Here is a 23,098-nt window from a genome sequence, read left to right on the forward strand (position 1 = left end):
TAGAGGCTTCCCGTTTGGGATAATGTCATGCGACTTTCGTTCGCATCACTGCGGGACCCGCTGGCCCAAGTATGGAACGTGCACGGTTCGCGCGCTGTCCGAACCACACAGACCCAAGGACGATAGCAGCCCCGAGTCCCTGTAAGAGCGACAAGGACTGGCCTAGCCAGATCCAACCCAGGATGACTGCTGTAACCGGGCTCATCATGCCAAGCATCGAGACAGCACCCGGTTCAAGCCTGGCGACCCCTCTAAACCACAACACATAGGTGGCAGCAGCGCCTATGAGACCAAGCCAGGTAAGACCAACAAGGTTGGTGGCCGAGAGAGGAGGAAGCGGCGGTTCGAAGATCAGCGCAAGCGGCAGAAGAAGGACTCCTCCTGCAATGAGTTGCCAAGCCGTGAAGCTCAGCGCTGAAACTGGTGGCTGCCATTTCCGGCTGAGAACCGTGCCCGCAGCCATGGAGGCTGCACCACCCAAGCCGGCCGCTATGCCAGCGGGATCAAGCGCTGCCTCGGGCCCGATGAGAAGAAGCGCCACACCCAGAACACCGGTTGCCGCTGCAACGACTGCACCCGCCCGGATCGGTGTGCCGAGCCAGCCGCGGGCCATCAAGATGACCATCATTGCCTGTAACGCCCCCAGCGTCGCCGCGACACCACCAGGTAACCGGTAGGCGGCCACGAAGAGCAGCACCCAGAACAGCGCGAAGTTGAATGCACCAAGTAGAAAGACGCGGCCAAGCCAGACGCGGGGCGGCAGGCAGCGCGTGACGGCGAGCAGCAACAGCCCGGCAGGAAGCGCACGCAGTGCCGCCATAGTAACGGGATAGCCGCCAGGCAGTGCCTCGGTCGTGACAAGATAAGTGCTACCCCATATGGCCGGGGCAAGCGCGGTGAGAAGAACATCGTTGCTGCGTGACATCGGTTGTCTCGTTTTGGGAGGATGGAAGAATGTGAGAACGCGAGCGTGATTTGCTGGCCCGCCATCGGTCGTGTCAGGCGGCGTCAATCGCCCTCGTCATGCCTGACGACAGTGAAGCGCTCATCCGGCGATGGCGCGACGAAGTGACTGGAGAACTGATGAAACTGGGCCTTTGTCACCGCGAATGGGTGGTCACCTCGACTGTTGCGTTCGCGTAGCCGTGCGAGACAGACTTCGTCCGGCGCGTCCAGCAGGTGAAGCTGGTGGGATGCCGTCGTGTTCTCGAGGATGCCACGCATCCAGCTGCGTTGTTCGACGGTGTTGGCCGGAAAATCGAGGACGACCGACACTCCCGCGTTCAACACTACGGCGATATGGGGCGCCAGAATATGTCTAAGCTTGGAGGAGCACCGGACATAGTCAGGCAAGGAAACCAACTCGTCGGCGAAGAGCGCATTCAGCCAATCATCCTCGGCGATAAGGATGGTCTGGGGTGCGCCGGCAAGGCGTGCGGCCAGGGTGGATTTTCCTGCGGCGATCTTTCCGCAGAACATATGAAGGATTGGATGTCTTTCGGTCATGATGAACCTCGGATACTTTCGCTCACCAGAGCGGGTGGAAGGGCAAGCGCATGCGGTCCGGCCAGGGATCGAGGCCGATGTCGCGCATCAGGTGAGGTGGCAAATCGCGAGGCACACCTCGAAGAGCTTGGCGACAAACTGGGTCCTTGTGGCGGAAGATCGGGAAGGTCATGCGAAGGCTCCTTTTCAGGCGACCAGGTGCAAGGCTGCGCGCAGTTGTGCTGCCAGATCCTCTCGCGGACCGTTGACGAGGCGGGTGCCGGTTTCGCGAACGATCAGGGTGGGAATGGACCGGACCTGCATTTTGCGGGCCTGTTGTCGATCAGTCTCGACGGTACGAAGCGTTTGCGGGTCCTCGAAAAACTCGGCGAAGGCAACTGCCTCGAACCCTAGTTCGCGCGCGATATCCAATACTGTGGCAGGATCGGCAATGTTCCTCGCCTCGGTCAGGTGAGCGCGCTGCAGCCGGTCGAACATGTCCCAATGGGCCGTTTGACCTTCGAGTCGTTCAGCAGCCTTGCACCCCAGCGCGGCGGTCATGCCGTGCGGATAGTCGAAGGGCGCGGCCCGCATCGCGTTGATATCGACAAGCTCTGGCTTATCGCTGACACGTCGGCAGACCGCCCAGTGACCGAGGATCGTTTCCCGGGCGTCCCTGGGACTACCCCAGCGCGCGGCCATTTCGGCGGGGCTGGCTTGCAGGACGAAAGTGCGGTGTCGAACGTCGAGATCGAACTCTGCCGCGAGGTTGCGCATCCGCGAGGAGATGTTGAAGCACCAGCAGCAGACGACATCGTGGAAGAAGTCGATGGTCAGCGAGGCCATTACGCAGCCTCCCCAGCTTGGGCGGCCCCGGCCAGCCGCGCGGCGATGCGCGCCACATGCGCGCCTTGGAAGCGCGCTCCGGCCAGGTCGGTTTCGTTGGGCGCGCGCGACCCGTCGGCGCCGGCGATCGTTCCTGCGCCATAGGGCGCGCCGCCGACGATTCCCTCGGCTGTGGTTTGACCGGCAAAGCTGTAAGGCATGCCCACGATCAGCATACCGAAGTGCTGGAGCGGGATTTGCGTGGACAGCAATGTTGCCTCGTGGCCACCATGCTGCGAGCCGGTGGAGGCGAAGACAGCGGCGACCTTTCCCACAAGGGCGTTACGCGCCCAGAGCCCACCGGCCTGATCGAGGAAGGATTTCATCTGTCCGGCCATCATGCCGAAAAGCGTGGGCGTGCCGAAGATGATGGCGTCATAGGCCTCCAGATCGGTCGGCGTCGCCACAGGCGTGTCGTCCGGGGCGAAGCCGGCTTTTTGCTTCACCTCGTCCGGAACTGTTTCGGGCACGCGGCGCAGATCCACATGGGTGCCGAGCACGGAGCGCGCACCTTCGGCCTCGGCCTGCGCAAGCGCGCGGACATGGCCGTAGCTGGAATAGTAGAGAACAAGAACGCGGGTCATGAGATCCTCTCGGGGTATGCAATTTCAATGTCCGAGAGAATGGGGGATGTTCAGCGAGCGAAAAACCGGCCGGCGCTCACTTCATTCTTTACACTGGCTGAAGAATGTCAGGCCTGCAGCGCCGCGCGCAGGTGATCAAGAAACGCCGTGACTTTCGCGTCCATACTCAGCCGCGAGGCCGTCACGGCGAATATCTCCGGGGCCGGAAGTTCCCAGTCTGGCAGGATCCGAACAAGATTGCCCCGTGCTTCGGGCTCTTTCGACACGAAGTCCGGCAAGGTGCCGATGCCGTAACCCGCAATCAAAAGATCGCGCAGCACAAGGCTGTTGCCGACGCGCACTGGTGGGTCAAGGTCGATGGTGGTTGTGCCCGAGGGACTGTGCAGGGTCCATGATGTCAGATGATCCGCGAGCAGGAAGCCAATGACCCGGTGCTGCGTGATGTCCTCTGGGACCTGCGGAACGCCAGCCTTTTCGAGATAGGCGGGAGCGGCGAAGATACGTTGCCGCATTTCTCCAATCTTGCGTGCCACCAGCGCGGAGTCGGGCAAAGTGGGCCGGATGCGGATTGAGACATCGAACCCGCCTTCGACCATGTCCAGCACCCGGTCGTCCATGGACAGTGACAGACGCAGATCGGGATAACTGTCGAGAAATCCTGGCAACATCGGTGCTATGACCGTCTGCCCGAAGGAGCTGGACGCGTTGACCTTCAGATGCCCGCGAACCACGCCCGCGCCATCCCGGATGCGTTCTTCGACCTGGGCCACAGCGCCGAGAATGGCATTAGCCTCGTCATAGTAGAGCTGCCCGGCGTCGGTCAAGGACATGGATCGGGTGGTGCGTGTCAGTAGAGTGGCCCCAAGACTATCCTCAAGCAGCTTTATCTCGCGGCTCAGCAGTGCGGGCGAGATACCAAGATCCTCGGCTGCACGAGCGAAGCTGCCGCGCTCGACGATGCGGCGGAAGGCTTGCATGACAGAAAGCTTGTCCATTCTCGTCTTCCATCGGTCGGGCGCGCTCGGCTTCTTTATTTGGCTCCCATATAGGGCAATACCATATTTCCATTGCGGTGCGAATGGACTGGTGATCGGTCTTGCCTTTGATCTCCACGCATCCTGCAACGGCTAACAGCTTGAGCAAGGTCTCTTGATCGCAACTGCGGCAGCCAAAGATCATCCGTCACTGTCGCTCACACCTTCGCCAGCCCCATTTTCAATGATCGCGGAGGTCCGGGCTTCGTGCAACACGCGGCGAATAACCGCTCTGTGCACTTGGTGAAGGCGTCCGCTTCCGGCCCATAGCGGACCTTCGTGGCAGATGCAGCGAAAGGCAGGAAAGAGCCCATATCATCTTGTCAAAGGTGATGCGATAAATCGTTTGCATTGACCAGCCGGTTCTGTTCACCCTCGTGGATACGAGACAACCTCAAGGTTCCAAACGATGGCAAAAGTGAGCAGCGAAAGATTGGCGGCCCATATCGAGGGTGATTTTGTGGTCTTTCTTATCGGCTTCCGGATCAACAAACCCTGGAAACTTCACAAATGGTTGCCAGTATTCTTTGCCATGCCAAAGATGTTGAAAGAGCTTGATGCCCTACCTTCCGACGAGACTGGCTTCTTGGGGCATACCGGACTGAGCATGGGGGTTATTGCCCAATATTGGCGCAGCTTTGACCATCTTGAAAGCTATGCCCGCTCTAAAGAGAATGCGCATTTTCCAGCTTGGGCAGCCTTCAACAAACGCATGAAAAGTAGCCGGGACGACGTTGGGATTTGGCACGAGACCTTTCAAGTAAAGGCCGGCCAATACGAAGCTGTATATTCCGGGATGCCGCCCTTCGGTTTGGGAAAAGCATCAGAGCTTGTTCCTGCTACTGGAAACCGGAGTGAAGCGCGGATGCGCTTGAATGGGTAATTCGGTCTCGCAGCTCAAACGGAAGCTTTGTCCGCACAACAGACCTTGGCCCACATGGCAGCTAACGTCCGCTTTCCGTCCTAACCGGGCTTTCGCAAGAACATCCATCGCTGCGGCACGCCCCCCTTGGAGCGGCATTTTGGGGACATGATCAAGGTTGGAAGCAAATCATTCAGTCTTCGGCGCCGCCGCCGATCCGGCGAGCAAACCGCCGTCGATATTGAGTTCTGCCCCGGTCATGTAGGCAGCTTCATCCGAGGCCAGCATGACGGCGAGTGCGGCAACCTCGTCGGGATCGCCGAACCGGCGCAGCGGTGTGTCCGCGACGAAGGCTGCCATGCGCGCGTCGCGGTCCGTGCCAGTGCCCAGCATCGGCTCCCACATCGGAGTCAGGACGGCGGCGGGGTGGATCGAGTTGCAGCGGATGTTCAAGCCTTGTTCGGCGCAGTAAAGCGCGACCGACTTCGTGTGGTTGCGCACGGCGGCCTTGGATGACGCATAGGCGGCGGCCGCCGGGATACCCACAAGACCCGAGCGGGACGAGATATTGATGATCGACCCGGCACCCCGGGGGCGCATCGCGCGGATCGCGTAGCGGCATCCCAGGAAGGTCCCGTCGAGATTGACCGCATGCACCGCACGCCAGTCTGCCAAGCTGGCATTTTCGGGATCATGTGGGCGCAGGGCCTGCTCGAAGCCGGTTATGCCCGCGTTGTTCACAACCACGTCGCATGCTGGCCAGGCTTCGGCCAGCGTCTCCCAGTCCTGCTCGGATGCCACGTCGAGGCGCATCGCATCCGCGCCGGTCTCACTGGCGACCGCGATGGCGCTGTCTTCGTCCTTGTCGGTCACCACGACGGTTGCGCCCTCGCGGGCGAAGGCCCGCGCGATCGCGGCACCGATGCCGCGCCCCGCACCGGTCACGATGCAGGTCTTGTTCTTCAGTCGGGGCATGGTGTTCCTTTCGGTTCAAGGCGTAGTCAGTCTGCTGCCCCATCAAGTGGCAATGTCCGCAGGCAGGCGAATTCAAGGGTAAACAATGCGAGGACGGTGTCCAGACTACGTCGCCCCGTGCGGCGGTGCTCAGTCAGACAGACACAGCTTGTTGCCATCGAGGTCGCGCACATAGGCCGAAAACCTTGGCCGACGCTGATTGGGCGCCCCTTCGCAGGTGCCGCCAAGCTCAAGCGCCAGGCGGTGCATCCTTTCAACATCTTCCCTTCCGCCTAAGCAGAAGCCGACCATCGTGCCATTTCCATATGTAGCCGGCTTTTCGTCGAAAGGCTTTGCAACGGCAAAGGCAAAGTCCTCTCCTATCCAATAGGTCATGCGCTCGGACGGCGACATGGTCTGGAGCCCCATGCCCTCGAAAAGGGCGTCGTAGAAGGTCCTGGATGCGCGCATGTCGTTGGTTCCTACAACGACGTAGTTCATTTTCATAGTAGTCTCTCCGATTGAATTCGTGGTTTCGATCTAGCTGTTATGCGAGCCTCTCACACCACGACGACATTGCCGCGCTTGTGTCCGGCCTCGACATAGGCGTGCGCCTCGACGAGGTCGGACAGCGGGTAGATCCGGTCCATGACCGTGGCGAGACGATCCTGGTCGATCTGAGTCAGGATCTCGGACAGCATGGCCCGCAGTTGCTGCGGCTTTTCCAGACCCACGGGCGCGAACAAGGCGCGTTTCCGGCCCACAAGGCCTGAGAGCAGGATCGCGGGCAGCCGCCTCAGTGTCAGCACCGGGCAGAGGTAGCACCCCGCATCGGCAAGCGCAGGCTTGGCAGCCGAGAAAGACGCTACGCCCAGCGTGTCAAAGATCACATCGTAGCCGACACCGGGCTGCAAGGCTTCCTCGGTGGCGTAGTTGATGACGCGGGTAGCCCCGAGCGAGGCCACGAAACCGGCATTGCGCGCACTGCAGGTGGCCGTCACATCTGCGCCCATTGCCGCGGCAATCTGCACCGCGGCGCTGCCGAGGCTGCCGGCCCCGCCCAAGATCAGGACGCGGTGACCTTTTTGCACCTGGCCGAGGTTGTGCAGGTAATGCCAGGAGGTCAGCACGCCATCACACAGAACCGCCGCATCCTGATGCGAGAGCGTTTCCGGTTTGAGCATCAGAACCCCTTCTTCATCCAGGCAGATGTGGCTCGCATTTGCGCCAAAGCGCATACCGGCCTCGCCGAAGACCATATCGCCCGTCGCAAAGCGGCTGACCTTGTCGCCAATCGCGATCACTTCGCCCGACAGGCCAGTGCCGGAAAGCCCGTTGCGCGGACGCCGCAGGCCAAGGAACGGGCGCGCAAACAGTGGCTCGCCCTTGCGCATCATGCCGTCGGCCCGCGTCACGGCAGAGGCATGGATGCGGATCAGCACCTCTGTAGCGCGAGGCTGCGGCATGGGCAGCGTGACGGGTGTAAGAATTTCGGGGCGGCCATAGCGCGGGATCTGCCAAGCGGTGCGTGTCGAAATCATTGGGAACCTCCGTGGTGTCTGGGTGTGCTGAAGGGAATAGAGGTTTCTTTTCGCTCCGAAGAGTGACTAATATAGACCATATTGGTTCAAAAACGATCCGGGCAGTCATGGATTGGAAATCTCTACCGGCTTTTCTGGCTGTTGCGCGGAACGGCTCGCTTCGGGCGGCTGCCGAGCAAACGGGCGGCACCCACGCTACCCTGCGTCGCCAGATCGAGGCGCTTGAGGCGCAGCTTGGCGCCCAGCTTTTCCGGCGGGGCGCAGACGGCTTGTCCCTGACAGCCGCCGGGCAACGCCTGCTGCCGCAAGCGCTTGACGCCGAGGCGGCAATGCTCAAGGGGTTCAACGCGGTAAAGGGGCTCGACCGCGAGGCATCCGGCCGCATCCGCCTGTCGGCGGACCCGATGACGGCGCATTACCTTCTGGCCCCGGTCTTGGCCGATTTCGCGGCGCTTTACCCCGAGATCGAGATCGAATTGCGGCTTGCCTATAAACTTGACTCGATCGCCCGAAACGAAACGGATGTCTCGATCCGCCACGCCGCCGCGATCGAGGACGATGCGGTCGGGCGGAAACTCTTTCCCTTGTCCATCGGCGTGGTGGCCTCGCGCGATTACATCGACCGCGCCCTGCCTGGGGCGGGCCGGAAGGGGCAAGGGTTGAGCTGGATCGGATATGGCGACGTGCCCGAGCTTGCGTCCATGATCGGGGCCTCGGCCTTCCCCGAAGCCAGGATCCGCCACTCGGTGCCCGACCCGGAAATGCAACTGCATCTTGTCCGCGCAGGAGCGGGTATGACTTTCCTTGCAACATGGGTCACTTCGGTCTTCCCCGAACTGCAACGCGTTCCCGGCACCGAGCTTGACCAGCGGCGCGCAACCTGGGTTCTTCTGCATGGCGAGCTGCGCCGAGTTCGAAGGGTCCGGCTTTTCGTCGACTACCTGTGCGACGCGCTCTTGGAACGCCGCGCGGCGTTCTTGGGACCTTAATTCGACGACATTCCCGGTTTGGGATAGGCTGCATCGTCAGGCCGCACCTGAGACCTTCGGCCCAAAGACCGGAGACCCACAATGCACTGACTATCAGACCGGACCACTCGATGGAGGCTGTCCAGTGCGGCCTCCGGCTCTTTGAGCAGGCCGACGCACTGATGCGGCTCGTTTTTCAAATCGTTTGCGCCTGAGACTGCGCCGCCCAGGTGAGCGAGATCAGCAGCAGCGCTGCTGAAAGTCCGCAGGCAACGGTGCGGACTGTGTTCCAGAAGCTCCAGCGGGGCAGATAGGTGCGGGTCCAGTAGTCCCGCGTCACATCTGCATAGGTCTCCATCTCCGCCAGGGTTTCGTTCATCGGCACGTTGAAAAACACCGTTACCCCGAAGCATCCAGAGAAATATGCAAGGCCGGCTAGCATCATTAGAAGCCCCGAACCGTGTTCGACGACGATTGCGCCATAGGCCGCGATCAGCAGCGATGCCGGTGCCAGCCCGAGGAAGAGCATCATGAAAACCCAGCGGAAGACCTCTCGGTTGATGGTCTGCATGGTTTCTACACCACCGTGGCCGCTGGTCACGGACAGGGCGCGCATGATGAAATCCGAGAAGGCGAGAAAGACGCCGCCAACCATTGCATAAGCAAGGACGACGAAGTGAGCGAGGTAGAAAACAAGAGGGGACATGGGGCGGGACTCCTTGAATGGGGGGCGGCACGACCTTGCTGGCCATGCCGCTGCGTCAGGTTCAGCGCGCGGGTAACCCCGTGAAGGGTGCAGGCGTTCCATGCCAGAGACGCCTGCGAAAGGCTGCCAGGCATAGTGTGGCAATGACGAGTTCGACGATGAGTGCGGCAATGATGCTGCCGGATGGAACCCCGTCCACCACAACCCCGAAAAGCCGTCCGGCCGGAAAGGCGATGAAGACCGTCAGCGCCGCAGCCATGGCGACGGGCAGGGCAGATTGCCGCCATATGCCGCGCAGCATCAGTAGGCCGAACGCCGCAAGACCGGCGCCGGGAGCACGCAATTCGCTCAGCAGGTTGATGTCTTCGCCAAGCGCGATGCCGTAGCTGGCGTAGAAAGCATGCGGCGCGAACAGGATCAAAGCGCCGATGGTGAATGCTGTAAGGCCCGACAGGCCGAGCGCGATCTTCTCGAGCAAGGAAGGTTTCATGCCATCGTCCCTTCATGCGAGAGACTGTCGGTGCTTGTCCAAGCGCCGGACCGGGCGGTCGCCTTGGCGAAGTCCTTAAAGTCGCGTGGAGGTCGGCCAAGCGCGCGCATGACACCATCCGTTGTTTGCGCGTTGCGCCCGTCCAGCGTTTCCCGCGCGATGGCTGTGAAGACATCGGCCACGAATGTGCCGCCCGCCTGCGCGATGTTTTGGTGAAAGTCCTCGAAGGTGATCGGAATGTGCCTGATTTCACGCCCGGTCGCTTGCGAGAGTTCGGCGGCCATGTCTGCGAAGGACATCAGCCGCGGGCCTGTCACCTCGTAAAGTTCGCCTTTGTGGCCCTCTTGGGTCAGCGCCGCGACCGCGACGTCGGCGATGTCGTCGATGTCGATGATGGGTTCGGCGACATCGCCACCGGGCATCGGCAGAACGCCGGCGAGGACCGGATCGCGCAGGTAGCCTTCGGAAAAGTTCTGCGCGAACCATGCCGCCCGGATGATCGTGGCATCCACGCCGGAATTGCGCAGCACCTCTTCGCCCAGCCGCGCGTTATGTTCGCCCCTGCCGGACAGCAGGACAAGGTGTTCCACGCTTACGTCGCGGGCTGTTTCGCAAAGGGATTCGAGTTTTTCCACGGCTCCCGGAAAGGCGAGGTCGGGAAAGTAGGTCACATAGGCCGCGCGCGCCCCGCGAAGAGCGGGCGCCCAGGTTTCGGGCGCTTCCCAGTCGAAAGGCGTTGCGGAGCTTCTTGAGCCCCTGCGCACCGGATAGCCCAGCACTTCGAGGCGGTTGGCGACACGGCTGCCGGTCTTGCCAGTTGCACCGATGACGAGGATCGATTGGTCGTTCATGGGGATATCTCCCTGGTTTGGTTTTCGGTGGCCAGGGGATATTTGATGTGACGCCGCGCGGTATTGACCGACGCTGCCAGCGTTTTGACCGCTGTCGCCAAGGTGGTCGTCAGCCGCCGGGCAGATCCTTGCGATAGGCTGCGGGTGTTGTGCCGAACCAGCGCTTGAACGCGCGGGTAAAGGCGCTTTGTTCCGAGAAACCGGTGAGAAAGGCGATTTCGGCCAGGGAATGGCCGCCGTCCCGCAACAACCCTTCTGCAAGGTCGCGGCGGGTCTCTTCCGTCAGGGTCTGGAAGTTCATCCCGTGTTCGGATAGCCGCCTGTGGAAGGATCGCGCGCTGAGGCCGAGGTCGCGGGCAATCTGCGTCATCTTCGGCGTGCCTTCGCTGAGGGCCTGGGCGATTGCGGCTCTTGTCTGCGTGACAAGCGAGGTCTCACGGGTAATCTCTGACAACTCCGCGTCGAGATGCGAGATCAGGTAGCGCGAGATCCCCTCGTCGCCCAGAATGTTCTGGCGGGCCAGCGTCTCGTTCGCGAAAAGGATCGCATCGAGTTCGGCGCCGAAGTTTACCGGACAACCGAACCAATCCTGATGCGCTGCGATGGAATGCGGCGCTTTGTGCCGGACCAAGACTTCAAGGGGCGACAGGGGAGCTGGACAGACCTGCCGCGCAATCGCTACAGCGCTTGCAAGGGTCGCCTCGTTGGAAAGCCGCATTCCCAGATGCCTTTCGCCGGTGCGATGCAGGATGAAAAGTGTGCCCTCGGCAACCGGCCGCAATTCATATGCGACGACACTCGTCCAAAGACGTGCGTAGCGTTCTACCCGCGCGTAAGATGCACCGAGGGTCCTGGCAGCCTTGAAGGCCAGCCCAAGTGCGCCGTATTCGTCGAGCTGCATAGAGGCACCTGCGCGCACTGGCAGGTCGGTGACGTCGATCTGCTCTGCCAGCTGTTCGAGCATCGCATAATAGCGCGCGGCCGGGATCATCTGTCTGGGGTCAACCGGGCCTTCCGGGTCGATCCCCAAACCAGCCAGAATTGCCGCGGCATCGATGGTGTCGCCCGCCGCTGCGACCATCTTGCGTGCGAAAAGCGATGTCACATACCCCATGCCCGGCATACTAAGTTAGACTGGGTGAGCAGCCAAGCTCGAGGAGGATATAGGCAACCCGAAGGCCTTAACTTGCCTGAACTGACCACTCCTAAGATCTTAAGACCTACCGTTCCCGACAGTCCGGTAAAGCCATCCACGCCTGCTCAAGTCAGACGGGAAAGCTCTCAGAGGTCGCGCTACAGCGCGCTTTACAGCAACGGGCAACTGCCCTCATGAAAACCGGGGGTACCGCCTACGCGCGCCCTGGCGAGCCTCAGGCACACGCCAGACGCGGTGCTCAACCAATAACTCCCGGGACGCCCCTAACTTGGATAGTAGGATCGTCATCCGGCTCGGGTCACCGGGTTTTCGGCGGCATTCTTCCCGCAACCGGCGCGTCAAACTGGATACCGTTCGGCAGCCATCCAGAGGGAAAGGCCAGCGCTTCGCCGATAGCAGTTCACTCTTGGAACTCGGAAGTCCTAGATAGAGCTGTATGCCTGATAAGGCCTTGGCGGCAGGAAAATCAGGATCGGTGTCGGAACCTTGGAGAGGCAGGTCGCGACGAGCGCAGGAGTTATCTTGTTTTGCCCCAAGCACAGAGATAACGACCAGTCAGAAACTAGCCCCCATATGTAAACCCTATGAAAACCCCACGCGAAAACGCTATTTTGCGTAGGGGTTTGCGGCAACCAACACCGGGCGTCTTTCCTGAGGCTGCCCAAGAAGTTGGCGCGCGTTTTGACCAACGCCATCATTCTCTTGAGCCAATCCTTTGACCACCCGCGGACCCCAGAGAGCTGACTATCACTGTGCATGAGAAACAGTTGCACAGGAGATGCACATGACGACCATTAGCCCCACCGCAATGATGCTTGCGGACGCAATCGAGAAATGCGAACTGACCCAGCGTGAGATCGCCGATCGTGTCGGCTTCAAGCACGCCAATATCATCTCGATGCTCAAGACCGGTGAAACGCGTGTTCCGCTGGATAGGATCCCGGCGCTTTCCCAGACCCTGGGTATGGACGAACGCCTGTTCCTGATGATTGCGATCGAGGAGTATCACCCAGGCGTCCACGAAGTTCTGGTCGATGTCCTCGGGCTGCCCCTGTCCGATGCCGAACTGGGGATCCTCACGATGTTCCGTATGGCCAGCATGCGGGACGAGATCGAGGTGGAGGGTCCCTTCAAGCAGGCTCTGGAAGGACTTTTGGCCTTGGCTGCAATAGCGGCCTGATACAGTAAGCGGCGGACGGAATAGATTTCTGCCCGCCGCAAGCTCCCCCACAAACCGGGCTTGCCTCCCGCAGAGACACAGGCTTTCTTCTCCAACCCCGGCCAGAGCAAGGCTAACACCGAGGGCGAGATCACGGGACAAGCCTCTCCGGGAAGACTGGTTGTGGAAATCAATAGCAACGAAGTCATAATACCAGTCTTGGATTGCGGTCGCATTGGGCTCAAGCCGATGCTGCGTCAGCAATGTTTGCATCGGAAGATCGGACATGTGCTTAGCAGGCGGGCTGCTAGGCTTATCTGTGGCAGGCACAACTGTGAACGGGCGCATGGCTGCGCCCGCTCCACCTTGGCGGTTCAGATATGTCTGTGCTCTTGCATGAGGCCTTTGAGGATACACCAGCACATCAGCAGCAGCACGACCGTGAAAGGCAGGCCCGTCGAGATGACCATCGCCTGCAAGGATCCAAGTCCGCCACCGATCAAGAGCGCGATGGCGACCAGGCCTTCGAAGGTACACCAGAAAACGCGCTGCGGCACCGGCGCATCCACCTTGCCACCGGCCGTAATCGTGTCGATCACGAGGCTGCCGGAGTCAGAAGATGTCACGAAGAAGACGATCACGAGGACGATACCGACGGTCGACGTGATTGAGGCCAACGGAAGGCTTTCAAGCATCGCAAACAGCGACAGTTCCGGCACATAGGCGTCGATCACATTGGCTTTTACGGCGCTTGCGTCGAGGTTCGCGATCATGTCGTTGATCGCCGTACCGCCAAACACGGCCATCCAGAAGACGCAGACCAACGAAGGGATGATCAGTACGCAGGTGATGAACTCGCGGACGGTTCGGCCACGCGAGACACGGGCAATGAACATTCCGACGAAGGGCGACCAAGAAATCCACCACGCCCAGTAGAACGCGGTCCAGCCTTCGCGGTAACCGTCGTCTTCACGACCAAAGGGGTTGGACAGCGGGATCACCTCCTGCACATAGGCAACGAGGGTCTTGCCGAAATCGGTGACGATGCCGACCGCTCCCGCAGTGAAGAGCACGAAGAGCAGAAGCAAGATTGCCAGCCCCATGTTGATTTCCGACAATACCTTGACCCCGCCATCAAGGCCCCGCAGGACCGACACAAGCGCGATAAGCGTGATGCCGATGATCAGGATAACCTGAACGGTCACGCTGCTGGTGATGCCGTAGACATGCTCCAGCCCGGCGTTGGCCTGTTGAGCGCCCAGACCCAGCGATGTCGCAAGACCGAATAGCGTGGCAAAGACTGCCGTAATGTCGATCACATGGCCCCACCAGCCCCAGACACGTTCACCCAGGATTGGGTAGAAGGCCGAGCGGATCGACAGCGGAAGACCCTTGTTGTAGCTGAACAGCGCCAGCGCGAGCGCGACCACGGCATAGATCGCCCAAGGATGCAGCGCCCAGTGATAAGAGGTCGCGGCAAGCGCCATGCGCCGGGCGGCGTCCACGTTTTCCGGGATCAGCACCCCATCCTCGGTGAACGGGCGCACCACCCCCAATGGTTCGTCCCCCCAAGGGGTGCCGAAATAATAGGCAGGTTCCAGAACGCCGAAGAACATCAGCCCGATGCCCATCCCTGCAGCAAAGAGCATCGCGAACCAGCCCGTATAGCCGTAATCGGGTGTGGCGTCGGCACCGCCCAAACGGACCGCCCCGTAGGGCGACACGATGAGAAAGAGGCAGAACAGAACGAAGATGTTTGCCGCCGACAGAAAGAAACCGTCAAACGTGGAAGTCAGGGCCGGGCGCAGCCAGCCGAAGAAATCGGCCGCCTGCTGCGGGGCCAGCAGCGCGTAGACCACAAAGGCCACCACCGAAAGCCCCGAGATCAGAAAGACCGGGTTGTGAATGTCCAGACCGAAGGGGCCGATCTTCGCTACGATATTGTCCTGTCCGATCTCGTAATCGGTATCAATGAGATCGGACGCGCCTTCTGGCGCGGGGATCCCCGTATTATCATCGATGTCAGTGTTGTCAGTCATGTCTCGGCTTCCCCTGTTTTTTCCTTGTGTGGAATCGTGCGTCAGGCACGCACAACCATGACCGAGCACTTTGCATGCTCGGCGAGCTTCCCACCGTTGGACGGCCAGATGTAATCCATGACGTTCGGCACATGGCTCGCCATCACGACGAGATCGGCGCCGGTTTCACCAATTGCGCGCATCAGCGCATCGTCGACATCTGTCGTGGGGTCATGCGCGATCGCCGTGTGCGCAGAGGTTTCCACGCCGTGCCTCACCGCCTCAGACGCGGCGAATGCGCCAAGTCTTTGGCTGAACTCTTTCGGGTTATGCGCTAATGGGCCGGGGGCAGATGACGTCACCCCCACATATGTGATTGGCACACCGTAGTGTTTGGCGAGGTCCGCCGCGCAATCGAGTGCACGTTTCAACATGTCGATATGCGACAAGTCGACCGGTGCCATGATCCGTTTGAACATTTCTACCTCCACTTTAAGCGCTGGCGCATGATGGAGAAGGCTGCAGACCGTCCTGCCAAAAAGCTTTGCGCTCTTGTTTCATGACCAAGCTGCGATGCGGCTCGAGAGAGCTAGTCTACACATCCTGAAGAATTTGGCAAAAACAGTGCCAATTGGACCGACTTCAAACCAAATTTGCAGGTATCGACGGTTTTGCCCCGCACAGTGGACCTCCATGCATGGTCCAGCAAAGGTCCTCCTCCCGCGCTTCGTGTCGAGCGTTGGAAGCGGAGAGCGAGCGGCCCGCACCTGACCTTTGTGTCAACACAACTAGCGTCCGCTTTGCGTCCACCTACTTATAAAGAACCGCAAGCCAGGTAACTTCCGAGCCTTACGCATGCAGCCGCGCTTTTTTTTGGGAGTTGTATCCTGTCAAGTCCAGCGCGCTAAAGCTGAGCACCCCGATGGTGCGGTCAAAGCCGGGCCAAGCTGTGCGCGATGTCCGCCGCAATCGCCAGTGCGTCTACGCCATCGCGTTCCGCCGAAACACGCAGACCCAAGAGGTCAGACTGATACCTGCGCGCGAGGACATCAGGATCATGCGCGCGACCGATATCACCAGTTTCCTGCGCTTGCCTAGGTGTTCAGTCAAGGCCTTCTTTGCCCATTCTGAGAAAACGGAGGTCAATGTCAGTTGCCAACTTACCACTTTGGCGGCGGAAAGCCTAAGCTCAACGCCGCCAAAGTGGCCTGGCGATGGAGTGGCTGTAGTCTAACGGAGTCGTTTTCCGTGAGCACAGGGCAACCTCAAACGAACATCATGCTCAGCATCACCACCGACATACCAATCATCATCAGGTTTTCAGAAAGGCTGACAAAGCCGAGTGGGACATTGGAGTTGCCACCGACACATGCACATTTCAGCTCACGCTTATCTAAATAGACCGCCTTGAACACGCTGACAGCGCCGACCGTCGCGATGAAAAGTGCCGCGAGTGCGGCAAGCGGGGTCAGCAACATGCCGGTCATCAATATGCCTGCCCCGGTCTCGACCCAGGGGTAGATATAGGCATAAGGAACCCATTTGCGTGCCAGCAGGTCATAGTTGAGGAACATAGTCGTGAAACCCTCAACGTCGCGCAGCTTCTGCATGCCTAGAAGGATCATCGAGACGGAAACGAACCAGCCCAGCGTCTGCCACGTAATTGCACCTAGAAAGCCGATGGACAACGCAATCGCAGTGGCCGCAGCGACCGTAAACAGATAGGCGACTGGGCGATAGGTGGTGGCCTTGGGATCGTAAGCAGTCAGTTTTTCGCGCAGATCTGAATAACCGCCGACCCGTTTTCCCTCGATCCAGATCTGCGGCGTCGTGGGAACGCCATATTGCTTCTTGAAAGCATCGACCTCGGACCGCTCACGGAACAAGCGGTCATCGACCGTGTATCCCTTGCTTTCGAGCAGCCAGCGCGCCTTCTGGCCGGAAGGACATAGATGATCGGGAAGTGCCATGCGGTAAATTACGGCGGTTTTTCCGGTTGCATCGGTAGCGGGGTCAGTGGCGACATCTGAGACGTTGCGGAAATCCTTTGGCATTTTGTTATTCCTTATTCATATCAGTCATTGAGACAATAATACCTATAGGGGGTATATATTCGGTTTGTCAATATACCCTTATGGGGTATAAGTAAGCGATCGCTATGATGGTTCCGGAAAAAGAGAGCGCTTTCATGAAAGCCAACAAGCAAAAGACGCTAGACCGCCTTGCACGCCTCGAAGGCCAAGTGCGTGGTGTCGCAAAGATGGTGGAAGCCGATCGCTACTGCATGGACATCATGGTTCAGACAGCTGCTATCCGGTCGGCGGTTCTAGCAGTGGAAAAAATGCTGCTGGAACACCACGCCCAACACTGCGTAGAGTCTGCTATCGAGAGCGGAGACCCCGAGGAACAACGGGCAAAGTTCGATGAGCTGATCGGACTTCTCCAAAAAGCGTCCCGCTAGGATCGCGCAACTGAGCGTTGATGCACAAAGCCAGCGCAGCTCGGGCAGGTGTACTGAACGTCGGCCGGCGCAGCTTTCTTCTTTCCTGTGGCGCGGCCCGACGCGTAGTGTCACGGGTCGGCCTTGAACTTGGTCTGACATTTCTCGGAGCAGAAATGAAAGGTCTTACCCCCAAACTCCGCGTGTCGCCCCTCGGGTGTGACCGCGACCGTCATCCCGCAGACTGGATCCCTAGACGTCTCGCTCCCCTCAGGAATGTTTCGGGCAGGGTGATGGTCATGTTCCATAGTGGATCGGCCTTTCAATATGATGTTCTGACAGGTGCATCCCGGTGTGCAGAACGCAGGTGAGTTCAGCGGCGGTCGACATCTCCCGCTCCAGGCTATTTTCGCAACGCTGCCCAAAGCAGTGGCACCCCCGTCACCAGCCCGAGGCCGAGAACCGCCCAGCTTGCTCGCCCAAGGTCTCCGCTGGCAGCCTCGTCGCCGAAATGGGCCAGCAGGAAGCTTGCTGGAATGATGCCAGCCAAGGTCGCGCAAGCGAACCGCCAAGTATGAAGGCGGCTGAGGCCTGCAGCATAGCTGATCATGTCGAAGGATACGAACGGCATGAGGCGGCTTGCAAAGACCGTGGCCGTCAAGGCTGTTTGCGAACCCAGAAGCCCGGCATCGAGCTTGTCGCCGAACATTCGTCGCAAGACGTCCCGCCCCAGAACCCGCGCCAATCCGAACGCTATTAGCGCTCCCAACTCAGCCCCGATCACGACCAGGACCGTGCCCCAGATATGTCCGTAGGCCGCCCCAGCAGCCAGAGCTATCGGTGCGCTGGGGATTGGGCTGGCCACGATTGCGACCGTCATTAGCGTGACGATCAAGACAGGACCCCAAATACCTGCGCGCACGACCAGCATCTTGAGACTCTCACCGTCCATCAGACCAGGTGCCTCTGTGAACACTGATGGCGAAAACTGCCACACGCCGACCAGGGCGACCCCGAGGATCGCCAACCCTGCTATAATGGAGGCGCGCAGACTCATCTCAGACGGCCTCTACGACCTTCTGCAGAAGTGCGCGGACCTCGCCTGGGATGGCTATCAGTTCTGCTTTTTTTTTTGATAGTCTTCATCGTCGCTATGGCATCGATCTCGGTTAGCACGCCTAAACCTTTACCTGTCAATGCCGCGCAGGTGCGCACGTCAACGGCATCGAATTCAGCGTCCGCTATCACGCGGTTGATCGTGCAGTCCATTGCCGGTCCTTTTGATGTATGACTCGGATTCCAGCAGCGACATCTACTTCCGGCCCGGCTGCAGCGTTATTGAACTTCGGCACGTGGCGTGCCTGCAGGTGCTTCGCCGTTCGCCTCGATGTCAGCGATATATCCCCTCATTTCAGCGATTTCGCTGAGCTGCGCTTCAATGATTGCATCAGCCAGTGCCCTGACCCTTGGGTCCGATATTTCGGCCCGCTCGCTGGTCAGGATGGCGATGGAATGGTGCGGGATCATCGCCCGCATCCAAGCAAGGTCGTCGACAGTCTCTTGGCTTCGCACAAGCCAGAGCGACAGAATGAATGTTACAACAGCTCCTGCGAAGATCGCGAGATTGACCCTTTTGTTGGAATACATGCCCAGCATGAAAGCGAGCATGATGATCACCATCACCGAACCCATATAGATCGCCATCCACATGCGCGTCTGCGAGAAGAAGACGTGGTCGAGCGCGTAGGTGTTGAGATACATTAATCCAAACATTACGACCGTCGAAGTCGCAATCATTGCAAAGAAACGTCCGTAGTTCATCTTTTCAGCTCCTGATCAATTAGTTTCTTCAGCTCAACACCCCCAGCAAGAAGTCCTCGAGGATCGCAAGCGCCGCGAGCTTGGCGGTGCGGATGACATCTCAGATCGCTGCCACGGTTTTCGCCAGAAGATCTCGGACCTCACCCGCGACGGCTATCAGGGCAGTGTTTTCGATTGCCTGCATCGAGGCCACAGGGTCGACAGCACTAACTTCGACCCCACCCTCGACTTCACGCAGGATTACATTGCAAGGCAACATTGCACCCACCCTAGCACAGGTTGGGCAAATTGAACGCCGTGGGCCTGCGAGATCTGTCAGATGAGCCTTATGTCGACCGCCTGGCCTGCGCGATGCGCGAGATGATCATGGCGGTGTGCGAGGATCTAGACGTTGCGCTCTATGCCCGTTTCCGGTCGGAACGCGAAGACTGGTTTCATGCCACGGTGCGGGCGGGCATCGGATTTGCCTTCATGCCTGAATATTCGGTCACCCTGCCCAGCCTGTTGCAACGCCCCCTGACTGAACCTTCTGTCGAAAGACAAGTCTGCACGGTCACAGTGCCGGGCCGTCGCCATTCCCCTGCGGTCGATGCCTTCTTGCGGGCCACACGCAGCTTTGCCTGGCCCGAATAACACAGTGATGAACTAAGGCGGTCACACTGGTCTGGCCCAATTGAGTGAACCGCGCCGGGTTTGCCGGAGGCACCAACTCCTGAGTCGGTTGGAGCATCCTGAGCAAGACAAGGAACAAGTATTCCCCTGAAGCGCGTGAACGCGCGGTGCGACTGGTCTTCGACAATGAAGATCAGCACGGGTCGCGTTGACAGGCGGACAGAGAGAAAAGTTCCGAGACAGTCGCGGATTTGTCTTTCTATCTGCGAGGAAGCTGGCCTCGATTTATAGGGCATCCCGGGTTGCGCAATTTCCTGTCGACCGTGACGAGACGCCAAGGATCGTGTAGGCTCGCATTCGATGGCTTTGAAGGAGACGCCCGGATGGATTCGCCGCGTGTCAGATTTTGCAAAAGCTTTGATGGAACGCGCCTCGCTTATTCTGTTTCGGGTTCAGGTCCGCCGGTCCTGCTTCTGCCCAGCTGGCTTACCCATCTTGACTACCAGTGGCGCAGTGTCGCGTGGCGCCCGTGGTTGAAGGCGCTTTCCGACAACCGCCAGCTGATAAGATACGATCCGCGAGGCTGCGGTCTGTCCGATCGCGATCTGGCAAATCTTTCCTTCGATGCCTGGGTGCAGGATATCGATGCTATCCTCGACGCCGTCGATGTCCCGACAGTCGCCATGATCGGCATTTGCCAAGGGGGAGCCGTCGCCATCGACTATGCGGCGAAGCGGCCCGATCGTGTCGACCGGCTCGTACTCTATGGGACCTATGCGCGGGGCCGCGATCGTCGTGGCAACCTCCCGCTTGAGCCCGAGAAGGCTCGGTTGATGCTGGAGATGCTGGAAATCGGATGGGCCGAAGAAGACGCGGCCTTCATGAGGTCCTTCGCAACACAGTTCCAACCGGACGGCACACTCGACCACTTGCGCTCATGGTGCGAGCTTCAAAGGCAGGCGGCGACGGCTCGGAATGCCGTGGAGCTAACGCGGATAATGTTCGACATCGACGTCTCCGCCTCGGCACGAAAGATCCGCTGCCCGGTCCTTGTAGCCCATGCCACAAACGACGCCGTTGTTCCGTTCGACGAGGGACGATTTCTCGCCCACTCGATTCCAGACGCAGAGTTTCTGGTCCTCGAATCCCGCAACCACTTCATGCTGGAAAAGGAACCGGCATGGGGACGGATGGTCGACGCACTCGCGGCTTTTCTTCCCAACCAAAGCACGCCCGATGGAGACCTGGATACTCTCAGCCTGCGCGAGCGACAGGTCCTGCAAGGAATTGCCGAGGGACTGGACAATGCCGAAATCGGCACATCTCTGGAGATCAGCGAGAAGACGGTCCGGAACCACGTCTCGCGAGTCTTGTCGAAGCTCGGCGTCCCATCTCGGGCAAAAGCGATCGTAAAGGCCATCCGTGCCGGTATCGGCTCCGAGCCCTCCGACCATTAGGGATGGCCGGGACGCTGGTCCCAAGGATTCCCTAGTAAGAGACCGGATAAACTTCTGGCTCGGGACCTAGGGCTCACGCGCCATCGGCTGTACTCGAGCATGCTTTCCCCAGATGATGGGGAGGCCTGGATCCGATGAGATCAAGAGTGATTTTGATTGTTTTTGTAGCTTTGGTCTTCGTAAGCGTTGGCGCGAGAGGGTCGGCGGACGGGCACGAGGCGACGGTCGCATTGCTTAAGCGCGCCTATCTCGACTGCGAACGTCGCGCATTGACCGAAGGTCTGCCGACCGGGGAAGTCGTGCGGTGCTCCGAAATCTACGAGCGGCTCAAACTTCTTGCTTTCGGCGGCAACTGGATGATGCTCCGAGAGTGGACTGAATTGAACCTTAGCCCGGGTCAGAACACCTGAATGGGCTCACCATGCATAGAGGGTCCGCCTTCCGCCCATAGCGCCCAGGAAAGGCAGAACAGCACTACGACAAAAGCCGGAACTGAACACCTAGTTTTGCCGGCGTAACGACTTGGCATTACCGGTGCCCCGCCCATCCACGGTCATCGGTAAACGCTCGGGCCGGAGCAACCTGCACCGTCTCAAAGTTCTCGGGCAGCGCGTCCAGCGGAGCGAGCTGACGCGGGGACGCAGCCATCACAATGTTGGTGCGCCCATCGTCTTCAACGGGTCCTTGCACGGTTTGCACATAGGGATATATCTCGCGCAGGATCGCATGAACTCCCTGCACGAGGCGACCGTCGGGCAGATCAATCAGGTTAACATAGACCGGACCTTCGACGATGGCGGCAAGGCGCGCATAGGTTTCGCGCGTGGCGAGATGGGCGGGCACCGACTCTGATGAAAACGCGTCCATTACGGCGGCGTCAAAACGGCGAGACGTCTCATTCAGAAAGACCCGCCCATCGGCGTGCACGATCCCAAGCCGCGCCGCGCTGTTACGGATCTCGGAACCGTCAACGCCCGCATCGATGCCGGTCCGATCAATCGCATCCCCTGCCCAAGGCAGATTCTGGCGCACGACTTGCGTGATCAGCGGGTCGATCTCAACCGCCACGGCCCGCGCTGCGGGGCGTGTTTCAAGCAATTTCGTGGGCAACGTATACCCGCCCCCGCCGATGAACAGCACCGAGGGCGAAGGCCCCAGATCGCGATCCATGCGCGCCCAGAGCAATTGCGTATAGGGGATCACCAAAGACCGCGATGTCTCGGATTGCTCGGCCTGCGGCACGGTCTGTTCTGCCGCCTGCAGGGTGCGGTCAGAATAGAGGTAGATCACCCTGCCCTGCCGCGCCACATCGATGCAGGACATGCCGGATTCGTAACGGCACACTGACCCGCCGGCCATGGTTGCCATCACCAACAGGGCCGCCACACCGAAGGAGACCACGTTGACGGGCGTCTTGGCCTCCGCTGCCAACACGTCACCCTCGTCGCCTGCGCCGGGTGCTTTGCCCTTTATGAAGGGCACACAGAGAAGAGCCACAAGACCACAGCCCGCAAAGGTCGCGACCGAACCTGCGAGCGGAAGGGCCACGAATCCGGCAAGAATCGCGCCGACAATCGCGCCGAACGACCCTGCCGCAAGCACGGTCCCGAGCGAAGACCCCTCGCGCCCCGGTCGTGCCTCGACCGCAAGCTTGGCCAGAAGCGGCGTTGGAAAACTAACGAGCACCGACGCCGGGAAGAAGGCAACAACGACGGCCACCAACATGCCCCACGTCCCTCGCGCGCCCGATGCATAGATCAGACCAAGAACTGTTGGCGATATCGCCATAAGGACCGCTGTCGCGACCAGCGCTTTGCGCACGGTGGCAGCCGCTAAATGGCGTTGACGTTCAGCCACAAGACCGCCAACGGCGCTTCCCAGCGAAAATCCTGCCAGCACCACGGCGATGACTGTCGTCCACGTGAGGAGCGACGTGCCGAAGAACGGCGCAAGAACGCGACCGGCCGCGATCTCATAGGTCAAGCCGAGGGCGGACAGAACAAGGATCAAACTGATGGTTATCCAGAACTGAATGACGGCCTCCAGGGCGTTAGGTGGGGCGCAAACGGGCCAGC

28 protein-coding genes and 2 pseudogenes are annotated in these 23,098 nt (G+C 60.0%); 7 read left to right on the forward strand and 23 right to left on the reverse strand.

Annotated elements, in window-relative coordinates; genetic code table 11:
• Nucleotides 1-25 precede the first annotated feature (25 nt).
• The 6 genes from ACFQ3C_RS08555 to ACFQ3C_RS08580 all read right to left on the reverse strand — a co-directional run bounded on the left by ACFQ3C_RS08555 (nt 26) and on the right by ACFQ3C_RS08580 (nt 3,949).
• Nucleotides 26-925 (reverse strand): EamA family transporter, encoded by a 900-nt coding sequence (locus ACFQ3C_RS08555; protein WP_380790557.1) that lies wholly within the window; start codon nt 923-925, stop codon nt 26-28.
• A gap of 83 nt (nt 926-1,008) precedes the next feature.
• Nucleotides 1,009-1,506, reverse strand: coding sequence for an AAA family ATPase (locus ACFQ3C_RS08560; protein WP_380790559.1), 498 nt, complete (start codon nt 1,504-1,506; stop codon nt 1,009-1,011).
• Between the two features lie 22 nt (nt 1,507-1,528).
• Complete coding sequence (locus ACFQ3C_RS08565) at nt 1,529-1,678, reverse strand: hypothetical protein (RefSeq protein ID WP_380790561.1); 150 nt, start codon at nt 1,676-1,678, stop codon at nt 1,529-1,531.
• 14 nt (nt 1,679-1,692) lie between these two features.
• Complete coding sequence (locus ACFQ3C_RS08570; RefSeq protein ID WP_380790563.1) at nt 1,693-2,331, reverse strand: DsbA family oxidoreductase; 639 nt, start codon at nt 2,329-2,331, stop codon at nt 1,693-1,695.
• Nucleotides 2,331-2,954, reverse strand: coding sequence for an NAD(P)H:quinone oxidoreductase (gene wrbA, locus ACFQ3C_RS08575; protein ID WP_380790565.1), 624 nt, complete (start codon nt 2,952-2,954; stop codon nt 2,331-2,333). Before wrbA ends, ACFQ3C_RS08570 begins: the two co-directional genes overlap by 1 nt.
• 107 nt (nt 2,955-3,061) lie before the next feature.
• Nucleotides 3,062-3,949 (reverse strand): LysR family transcriptional regulator, encoded by an 888-nt coding sequence (locus tag ACFQ3C_RS08580; protein ID WP_380790569.1) that lies wholly within the window; start codon nt 3,947-3,949, stop codon nt 3,062-3,064.
• A gap of 448 nt (nt 3,950-4,397) precedes the next feature.
• Between ACFQ3C_RS08580 and ACFQ3C_RS08585 the strand changes: the two genes are divergently transcribed.
• Nucleotides 4,398-4,871, forward strand: a complete 474-nt coding sequence (locus ACFQ3C_RS08585) for a DUF4188 domain-containing protein (RefSeq protein WP_380790571.1) — start codon at nt 4,398-4,400, stop codon at nt 4,869-4,871.
• A 168-nt stretch (nt 4,872-5,039) separates the two neighbouring features.
• Here ACFQ3C_RS08585 and ACFQ3C_RS08590 read toward each other — a convergent pair whose 3' ends face one another.
• The 3 genes from ACFQ3C_RS08590 to ACFQ3C_RS08600 form a co-directional block, all read right to left on the reverse strand.
• The gene (locus ACFQ3C_RS08590; RefSeq protein WP_380790574.1) at nt 5,040-5,825 is read right to left on the reverse strand and encodes an SDR family oxidoreductase; all 786 of its coding nucleotides are present in this window, start codon (nt 5,823-5,825) and stop codon (nt 5,040-5,042) included.
• Nucleotides 5,826-5,954: 129 nt separating this feature from the next.
• Complete coding sequence (locus ACFQ3C_RS08595) at nt 5,955-6,311, reverse strand: VOC family protein (protein WP_380790576.1); 357 nt, start codon at nt 6,309-6,311, stop codon at nt 5,955-5,957.
• Nucleotides 6,312-6,364: 53 nt separating this feature from the next.
• A complete protein-coding gene (locus ACFQ3C_RS08600) occupies nt 6,365-7,345 on the reverse strand; it encodes an NAD(P)-dependent alcohol dehydrogenase (RefSeq protein ID WP_380790578.1) in 981 nt (326 codons plus the stop codon).
• Nucleotides 7,346-7,452: 107 nt separating this feature from the next.
• On the opposite strand from ACFQ3C_RS08600, the gene ACFQ3C_RS08605 reads away from it, so the two are divergent.
• Nucleotides 7,453-8,334: a LysR family transcriptional regulator gene (locus tag ACFQ3C_RS08605; protein WP_380790580.1), complete on the forward strand. Its 882-nt coding sequence runs from the start codon at nt 7,453-7,455 to the stop codon at nt 8,332-8,334.
• Between the two features lie 175 nt (nt 8,335-8,509).
• Here ACFQ3C_RS08605 and ACFQ3C_RS08610 read toward each other — a convergent pair whose 3' ends face one another.
• The 4 genes from ACFQ3C_RS08610 to ACFQ3C_RS08625 form a co-directional block, all read right to left on the reverse strand.
• Nucleotides 8,510-9,019 carry an anthrone oxygenase family protein gene (locus ACFQ3C_RS08610; RefSeq protein WP_380790582.1) on the reverse strand — a complete coding sequence of 170 codons (510 nt, stop codon included), beginning with the start codon at nt 9,017-9,019 and terminating at the stop codon, nt 8,510-8,512.
• A gap of 61 nt (nt 9,020-9,080) precedes the next feature.
• Nucleotides 9,081-9,497, reverse strand: coding sequence for a DUF4345 domain-containing protein (locus ACFQ3C_RS08615; protein ID WP_380790584.1), 417 nt, complete (start codon nt 9,495-9,497; stop codon nt 9,081-9,083).
• Between the two features lie 8 nt (nt 9,498-9,505).
• On the reverse strand, nt 9,506-10,360 hold the full coding sequence (locus ACFQ3C_RS08620) for an NmrA family transcriptional regulator (protein ID WP_380790586.1): 855 nt from the start codon (nt 10,358-10,360) through the stop codon (nt 9,506-9,508).
• A gap of 109 nt (nt 10,361-10,469) precedes the next feature.
• Nucleotides 10,470-11,441 carry an AraC family transcriptional regulator gene (locus ACFQ3C_RS08625; protein ID WP_380790588.1) on the reverse strand — a complete coding sequence of 324 codons (972 nt, stop codon included), beginning with the start codon at nt 11,439-11,441 and terminating at the stop codon, nt 10,470-10,472.
• Nucleotides 11,442-12,300: 859 nt separating this feature from the next.
• Here ACFQ3C_RS08625 and ACFQ3C_RS08630 point away from each other — a divergent pair.
• The gene (locus ACFQ3C_RS08630) at nt 12,301-12,696 is read left to right on the forward strand and encodes a helix-turn-helix domain-containing protein (RefSeq protein WP_380790591.1); all 396 of its coding nucleotides are present in this window, start codon (nt 12,301-12,303) and stop codon (nt 12,694-12,696) included.
• A gap of 353 nt (nt 12,697-13,049) precedes the next feature.
• Here the strand turns inward: ACFQ3C_RS08630 and ACFQ3C_RS08635 are convergent, their stop codons facing one another.
• From ACFQ3C_RS08635 to ACFQ3C_RS08650, 4 genes and pseudogenes are all read right to left on the reverse strand, one after another.
• Nucleotides 13,050-14,714 carry a BCCT family transporter gene (locus ACFQ3C_RS08635; protein WP_380790593.1) on the reverse strand — a complete coding sequence of 555 codons (1,665 nt, stop codon included), beginning with the start codon at nt 14,712-14,714 and terminating at the stop codon, nt 13,050-13,052.
• Between the two features lie 41 nt (nt 14,715-14,755).
• The gene (locus ACFQ3C_RS08640; protein ID WP_380790596.1) at nt 14,756-15,172 is read right to left on the reverse strand and encodes a universal stress protein; all 417 of its coding nucleotides are present in this window, start codon (nt 15,170-15,172) and stop codon (nt 14,756-14,758) included.
• A 452-nt stretch (nt 15,173-15,624) separates the two neighbouring features.
• Nucleotides 15,625-15,789 (reverse strand): annotated as a pseudogene (locus ACFQ3C_RS08645) (TetR/AcrR family transcriptional regulator); the annotation flags it as partial.
• A 169-nt stretch (nt 15,790-15,958) separates the two neighbouring features.
• On the reverse strand, nt 15,959-16,747 hold the full coding sequence (locus tag ACFQ3C_RS08650; RefSeq protein WP_380790598.1) for a glutaredoxin: 789 nt from the start codon (nt 16,745-16,747) through the stop codon (nt 15,959-15,961).
• 134 nt (nt 16,748-16,881) lie between these two features.
• On the opposite strand from ACFQ3C_RS08650, the gene ACFQ3C_RS08655 reads away from it, so the two are divergent.
• Nucleotides 16,882-17,154: a metal-sensitive transcriptional regulator gene (locus ACFQ3C_RS08655; protein WP_380790600.1), complete on the forward strand. Its 273-nt coding sequence runs from the start codon at nt 16,882-16,884 to the stop codon at nt 17,152-17,154.
• Between the two features lie 110 nt (nt 17,155-17,264).
• Here the strand turns inward: ACFQ3C_RS08655 and ACFQ3C_RS08660 are convergent, their stop codons facing one another.
• From ACFQ3C_RS08660 to ACFQ3C_RS08680, 5 genes and pseudogenes are all read right to left on the reverse strand, one after another.
• On the reverse strand, nt 17,265-17,441 hold the full coding sequence (locus ACFQ3C_RS08660) for a YHS domain-containing protein (RefSeq protein ID WP_380790602.1): 177 nt from the start codon (nt 17,439-17,441) through the stop codon (nt 17,265-17,267).
• Between the two features lie 95 nt (nt 17,442-17,536).
• Nucleotides 17,537-18,190, reverse strand: a complete 654-nt coding sequence (locus tag ACFQ3C_RS08665; protein ID WP_380790605.1) for a TVP38/TMEM64 family protein — start codon at nt 18,188-18,190, stop codon at nt 17,537-17,539.
• Entirely contained in the window at nt 18,187-18,402 is a 216-nt protein-coding gene (locus tag ACFQ3C_RS08670) for a hypothetical protein (RefSeq protein WP_380790607.1), read from the reverse strand. Before ACFQ3C_RS08670 ends, ACFQ3C_RS08665 begins: the two co-directional genes overlap by 4 nt.
• A gap of 66 nt (nt 18,403-18,468) precedes the next feature.
• The gene (locus ACFQ3C_RS08675) at nt 18,469-18,954 is read right to left on the reverse strand and encodes a DUF305 domain-containing protein (protein WP_380790609.1); all 486 of its coding nucleotides are present in this window, start codon (nt 18,952-18,954) and stop codon (nt 18,469-18,471) included.
• Nucleotides 18,955-19,054: 100 nt separating this feature from the next.
• A pseudogene (locus ACFQ3C_RS08680) lies at nt 19,055-19,225 on the reverse strand (DUF302 domain-containing protein); the annotation flags it as partial.
• An 8-nt stretch (nt 19,226-19,233) separates the two neighbouring features.
• Between ACFQ3C_RS08680 and ACFQ3C_RS08685 the strand changes: the two are divergent.
• The 3 genes from ACFQ3C_RS08685 to ACFQ3C_RS08695 all read left to right on the forward strand — a co-directional run bounded on the left by ACFQ3C_RS08685 (nt 19,234) and on the right by ACFQ3C_RS08695 (nt 21,433).
• Complete coding sequence (locus ACFQ3C_RS08685; protein ID WP_380790611.1) at nt 19,234-19,587, forward strand: LysR family transcriptional regulator substrate-binding protein; 354 nt, start codon at nt 19,234-19,236, stop codon at nt 19,585-19,587.
• 362 nt (nt 19,588-19,949) lie between these two features.
• Complete coding sequence (locus tag ACFQ3C_RS08690; RefSeq protein ID WP_380790613.1) at nt 19,950-21,023, forward strand: alpha/beta fold hydrolase; 1,074 nt, start codon at nt 19,950-19,952, stop codon at nt 21,021-21,023.
• A gap of 146 nt (nt 21,024-21,169) precedes the next feature.
• Nucleotides 21,170-21,433 (forward strand): hypothetical protein, encoded by a 264-nt coding sequence (locus ACFQ3C_RS08695; RefSeq protein ID WP_380790615.1) that lies wholly within the window; start codon nt 21,170-21,172, stop codon nt 21,431-21,433.
• A 118-nt stretch (nt 21,434-21,551) separates the two neighbouring features.
• Here ACFQ3C_RS08695 and ACFQ3C_RS08700 read toward each other — a convergent pair whose 3' ends face one another.
• Nucleotides 21,552-23,006: a fused MFS/spermidine synthase gene (locus ACFQ3C_RS08700; protein ID WP_380790617.1), complete on the reverse strand. Its 1,455-nt coding sequence runs from the start codon at nt 23,004-23,006 to the stop codon at nt 21,552-21,554.
• Nucleotides 23,007-23,098 lie beyond the last annotated feature (92 nt).

Source organism: Seohaeicola saemankumensis (assembly GCF_042678485.1).
Taxonomy (GTDB): domain Bacteria; phylum Pseudomonadota; class Alphaproteobacteria; order Rhodobacterales; family Rhodobacteraceae; genus Seohaeicola; species Seohaeicola saemankumensis.

What these genes read in the sequence shown, in the direction of transcription:
- ACFQ3C_RS08555 (WP_380790557.1), bottom strand. Translation starts at nt 925, where the DNA reads ATGTCACGCAGCAACGATGTTCTTCTCACCGCGCTTGCCCCGGCCATA.
- ACFQ3C_RS08560 (WP_380790559.1), bottom strand. Translation starts at nt 1,506, where the DNA reads ATGACCGAAAGACATCCAATCCTTCATATGTTCTGCGGAAAGATCGCC.
- ACFQ3C_RS08565 (WP_380790561.1), bottom strand. Translation starts at nt 1,678, where the DNA reads ATGACCTTCCCGATCTTCCGCCACAAGGACCCAGTTTGTCGCCAAGCT.
- ACFQ3C_RS08570 (WP_380790563.1), bottom strand. Translation starts at nt 2,331, where the DNA reads ATGGCCTCGCTGACCATCGACTTCTTCCACGATGTCGTCTGCTGCTGG.
- wrbA (WP_380790565.1), bottom strand. Translation starts at nt 2,954, where the DNA reads ATGACCCGCGTTCTTGTTCTCTACTATTCCAGCTACGGCCATGTCCGC.
- ACFQ3C_RS08580 (WP_380790569.1), bottom strand. Translation starts at nt 3,949, where the DNA reads ATGGACAAGCTTTCTGTCATGCAAGCCTTCCGCCGCATCGTCGAGCGC.
- ACFQ3C_RS08585 (WP_380790571.1), top strand. Translation starts at nt 4,398, where the DNA reads ATGGCAAAAGTGAGCAGCGAAAGATTGGCGGCCCATATCGAGGGTGAT.
- ACFQ3C_RS08590 (WP_380790574.1), bottom strand. Translation starts at nt 5,825, where the DNA reads ATGCCCCGACTGAAGAACAAGACCTGCATCGTGACCGGTGCGGGGCGC.
- ACFQ3C_RS08595 (WP_380790576.1), bottom strand. Translation starts at nt 6,311, where the DNA reads ATGAAAATGAACTACGTCGTTGTAGGAACCAACGACATGCGCGCATCC.
- ACFQ3C_RS08600 (WP_380790578.1), bottom strand. Translation starts at nt 7,345, where the DNA reads ATGATTTCGACACGCACCGCTTGGCAGATCCCGCGCTATGGCCGCCCC.
- ACFQ3C_RS08605 (WP_380790580.1), top strand. Translation starts at nt 7,453, where the DNA reads ATGGATTGGAAATCTCTACCGGCTTTTCTGGCTGTTGCGCGGAACGGC.
- ACFQ3C_RS08610 (WP_380790582.1), bottom strand. Translation starts at nt 9,019, where the DNA reads ATGTCCCCTCTTGTTTTCTACCTCGCTCACTTCGTCGTCCTTGCTTAT.
- ACFQ3C_RS08620 (WP_380790586.1), bottom strand. Translation starts at nt 10,360, where the DNA reads ATGAACGACCAATCGATCCTCGTCATCGGTGCAACTGGCAAGACCGGC.
- ACFQ3C_RS08625 (WP_380790588.1), bottom strand. Translation starts at nt 11,441, where the DNA reads ATGGTCGCAGCGGCGGGCGACACCATCGATGCCGCGGCAATTCTGGCT.
- ACFQ3C_RS08630 (WP_380790591.1), top strand. Translation starts at nt 12,301, where the DNA reads ATGACGACCATTAGCCCCACCGCAATGATGCTTGCGGACGCAATCGAG.
- ACFQ3C_RS08635 (WP_380790593.1), bottom strand. Translation starts at nt 14,714, where the DNA reads ATGACTGACAACACTGACATCGATGATAATACGGGGATCCCCGCGCCA.
- ACFQ3C_RS08640 (WP_380790596.1), bottom strand. Translation starts at nt 15,172, where the DNA reads ATGTTCAAACGGATCATGGCACCGGTCGACTTGTCGCATATCGACATG.
- ACFQ3C_RS08650 (WP_380790598.1), bottom strand. Translation starts at nt 16,747, where the DNA reads ATGCCAAAGGATTTCCGCAACGTCTCAGATGTCGCCACTGACCCCGCT.
- ACFQ3C_RS08655 (WP_380790600.1), top strand. Translation starts at nt 16,882, where the DNA reads ATGAAAGCCAACAAGCAAAAGACGCTAGACCGCCTTGCACGCCTCGAA.
- ACFQ3C_RS08660 (WP_380790602.1), bottom strand. Translation starts at nt 17,441, where the DNA reads ATGGAACATGACCATCACCCTGCCCGAAACATTCCTGAGGGGAGCGAG.
- ACFQ3C_RS08665 (WP_380790605.1), bottom strand. Translation starts at nt 18,190, where the DNA reads ATGAGTCTGCGCGCCTCCATTATAGCAGGGTTGGCGATCCTCGGGGTC.
- ACFQ3C_RS08670 (WP_380790607.1), bottom strand. Translation starts at nt 18,402, where the DNA reads ATGGACTGCACGATCAACCGCGTGATAGCGGACGCTGAATTCGATGCC.
- ACFQ3C_RS08675 (WP_380790609.1), bottom strand. Translation starts at nt 18,954, where the DNA reads ATGAACTACGGACGTTTCTTTGCAATGATTGCGACTTCGACGGTCGTA.
- ACFQ3C_RS08690 (WP_380790613.1), top strand. Translation starts at nt 19,950, where the DNA reads ATGGATTCGCCGCGTGTCAGATTTTGCAAAAGCTTTGATGGAACGCGC.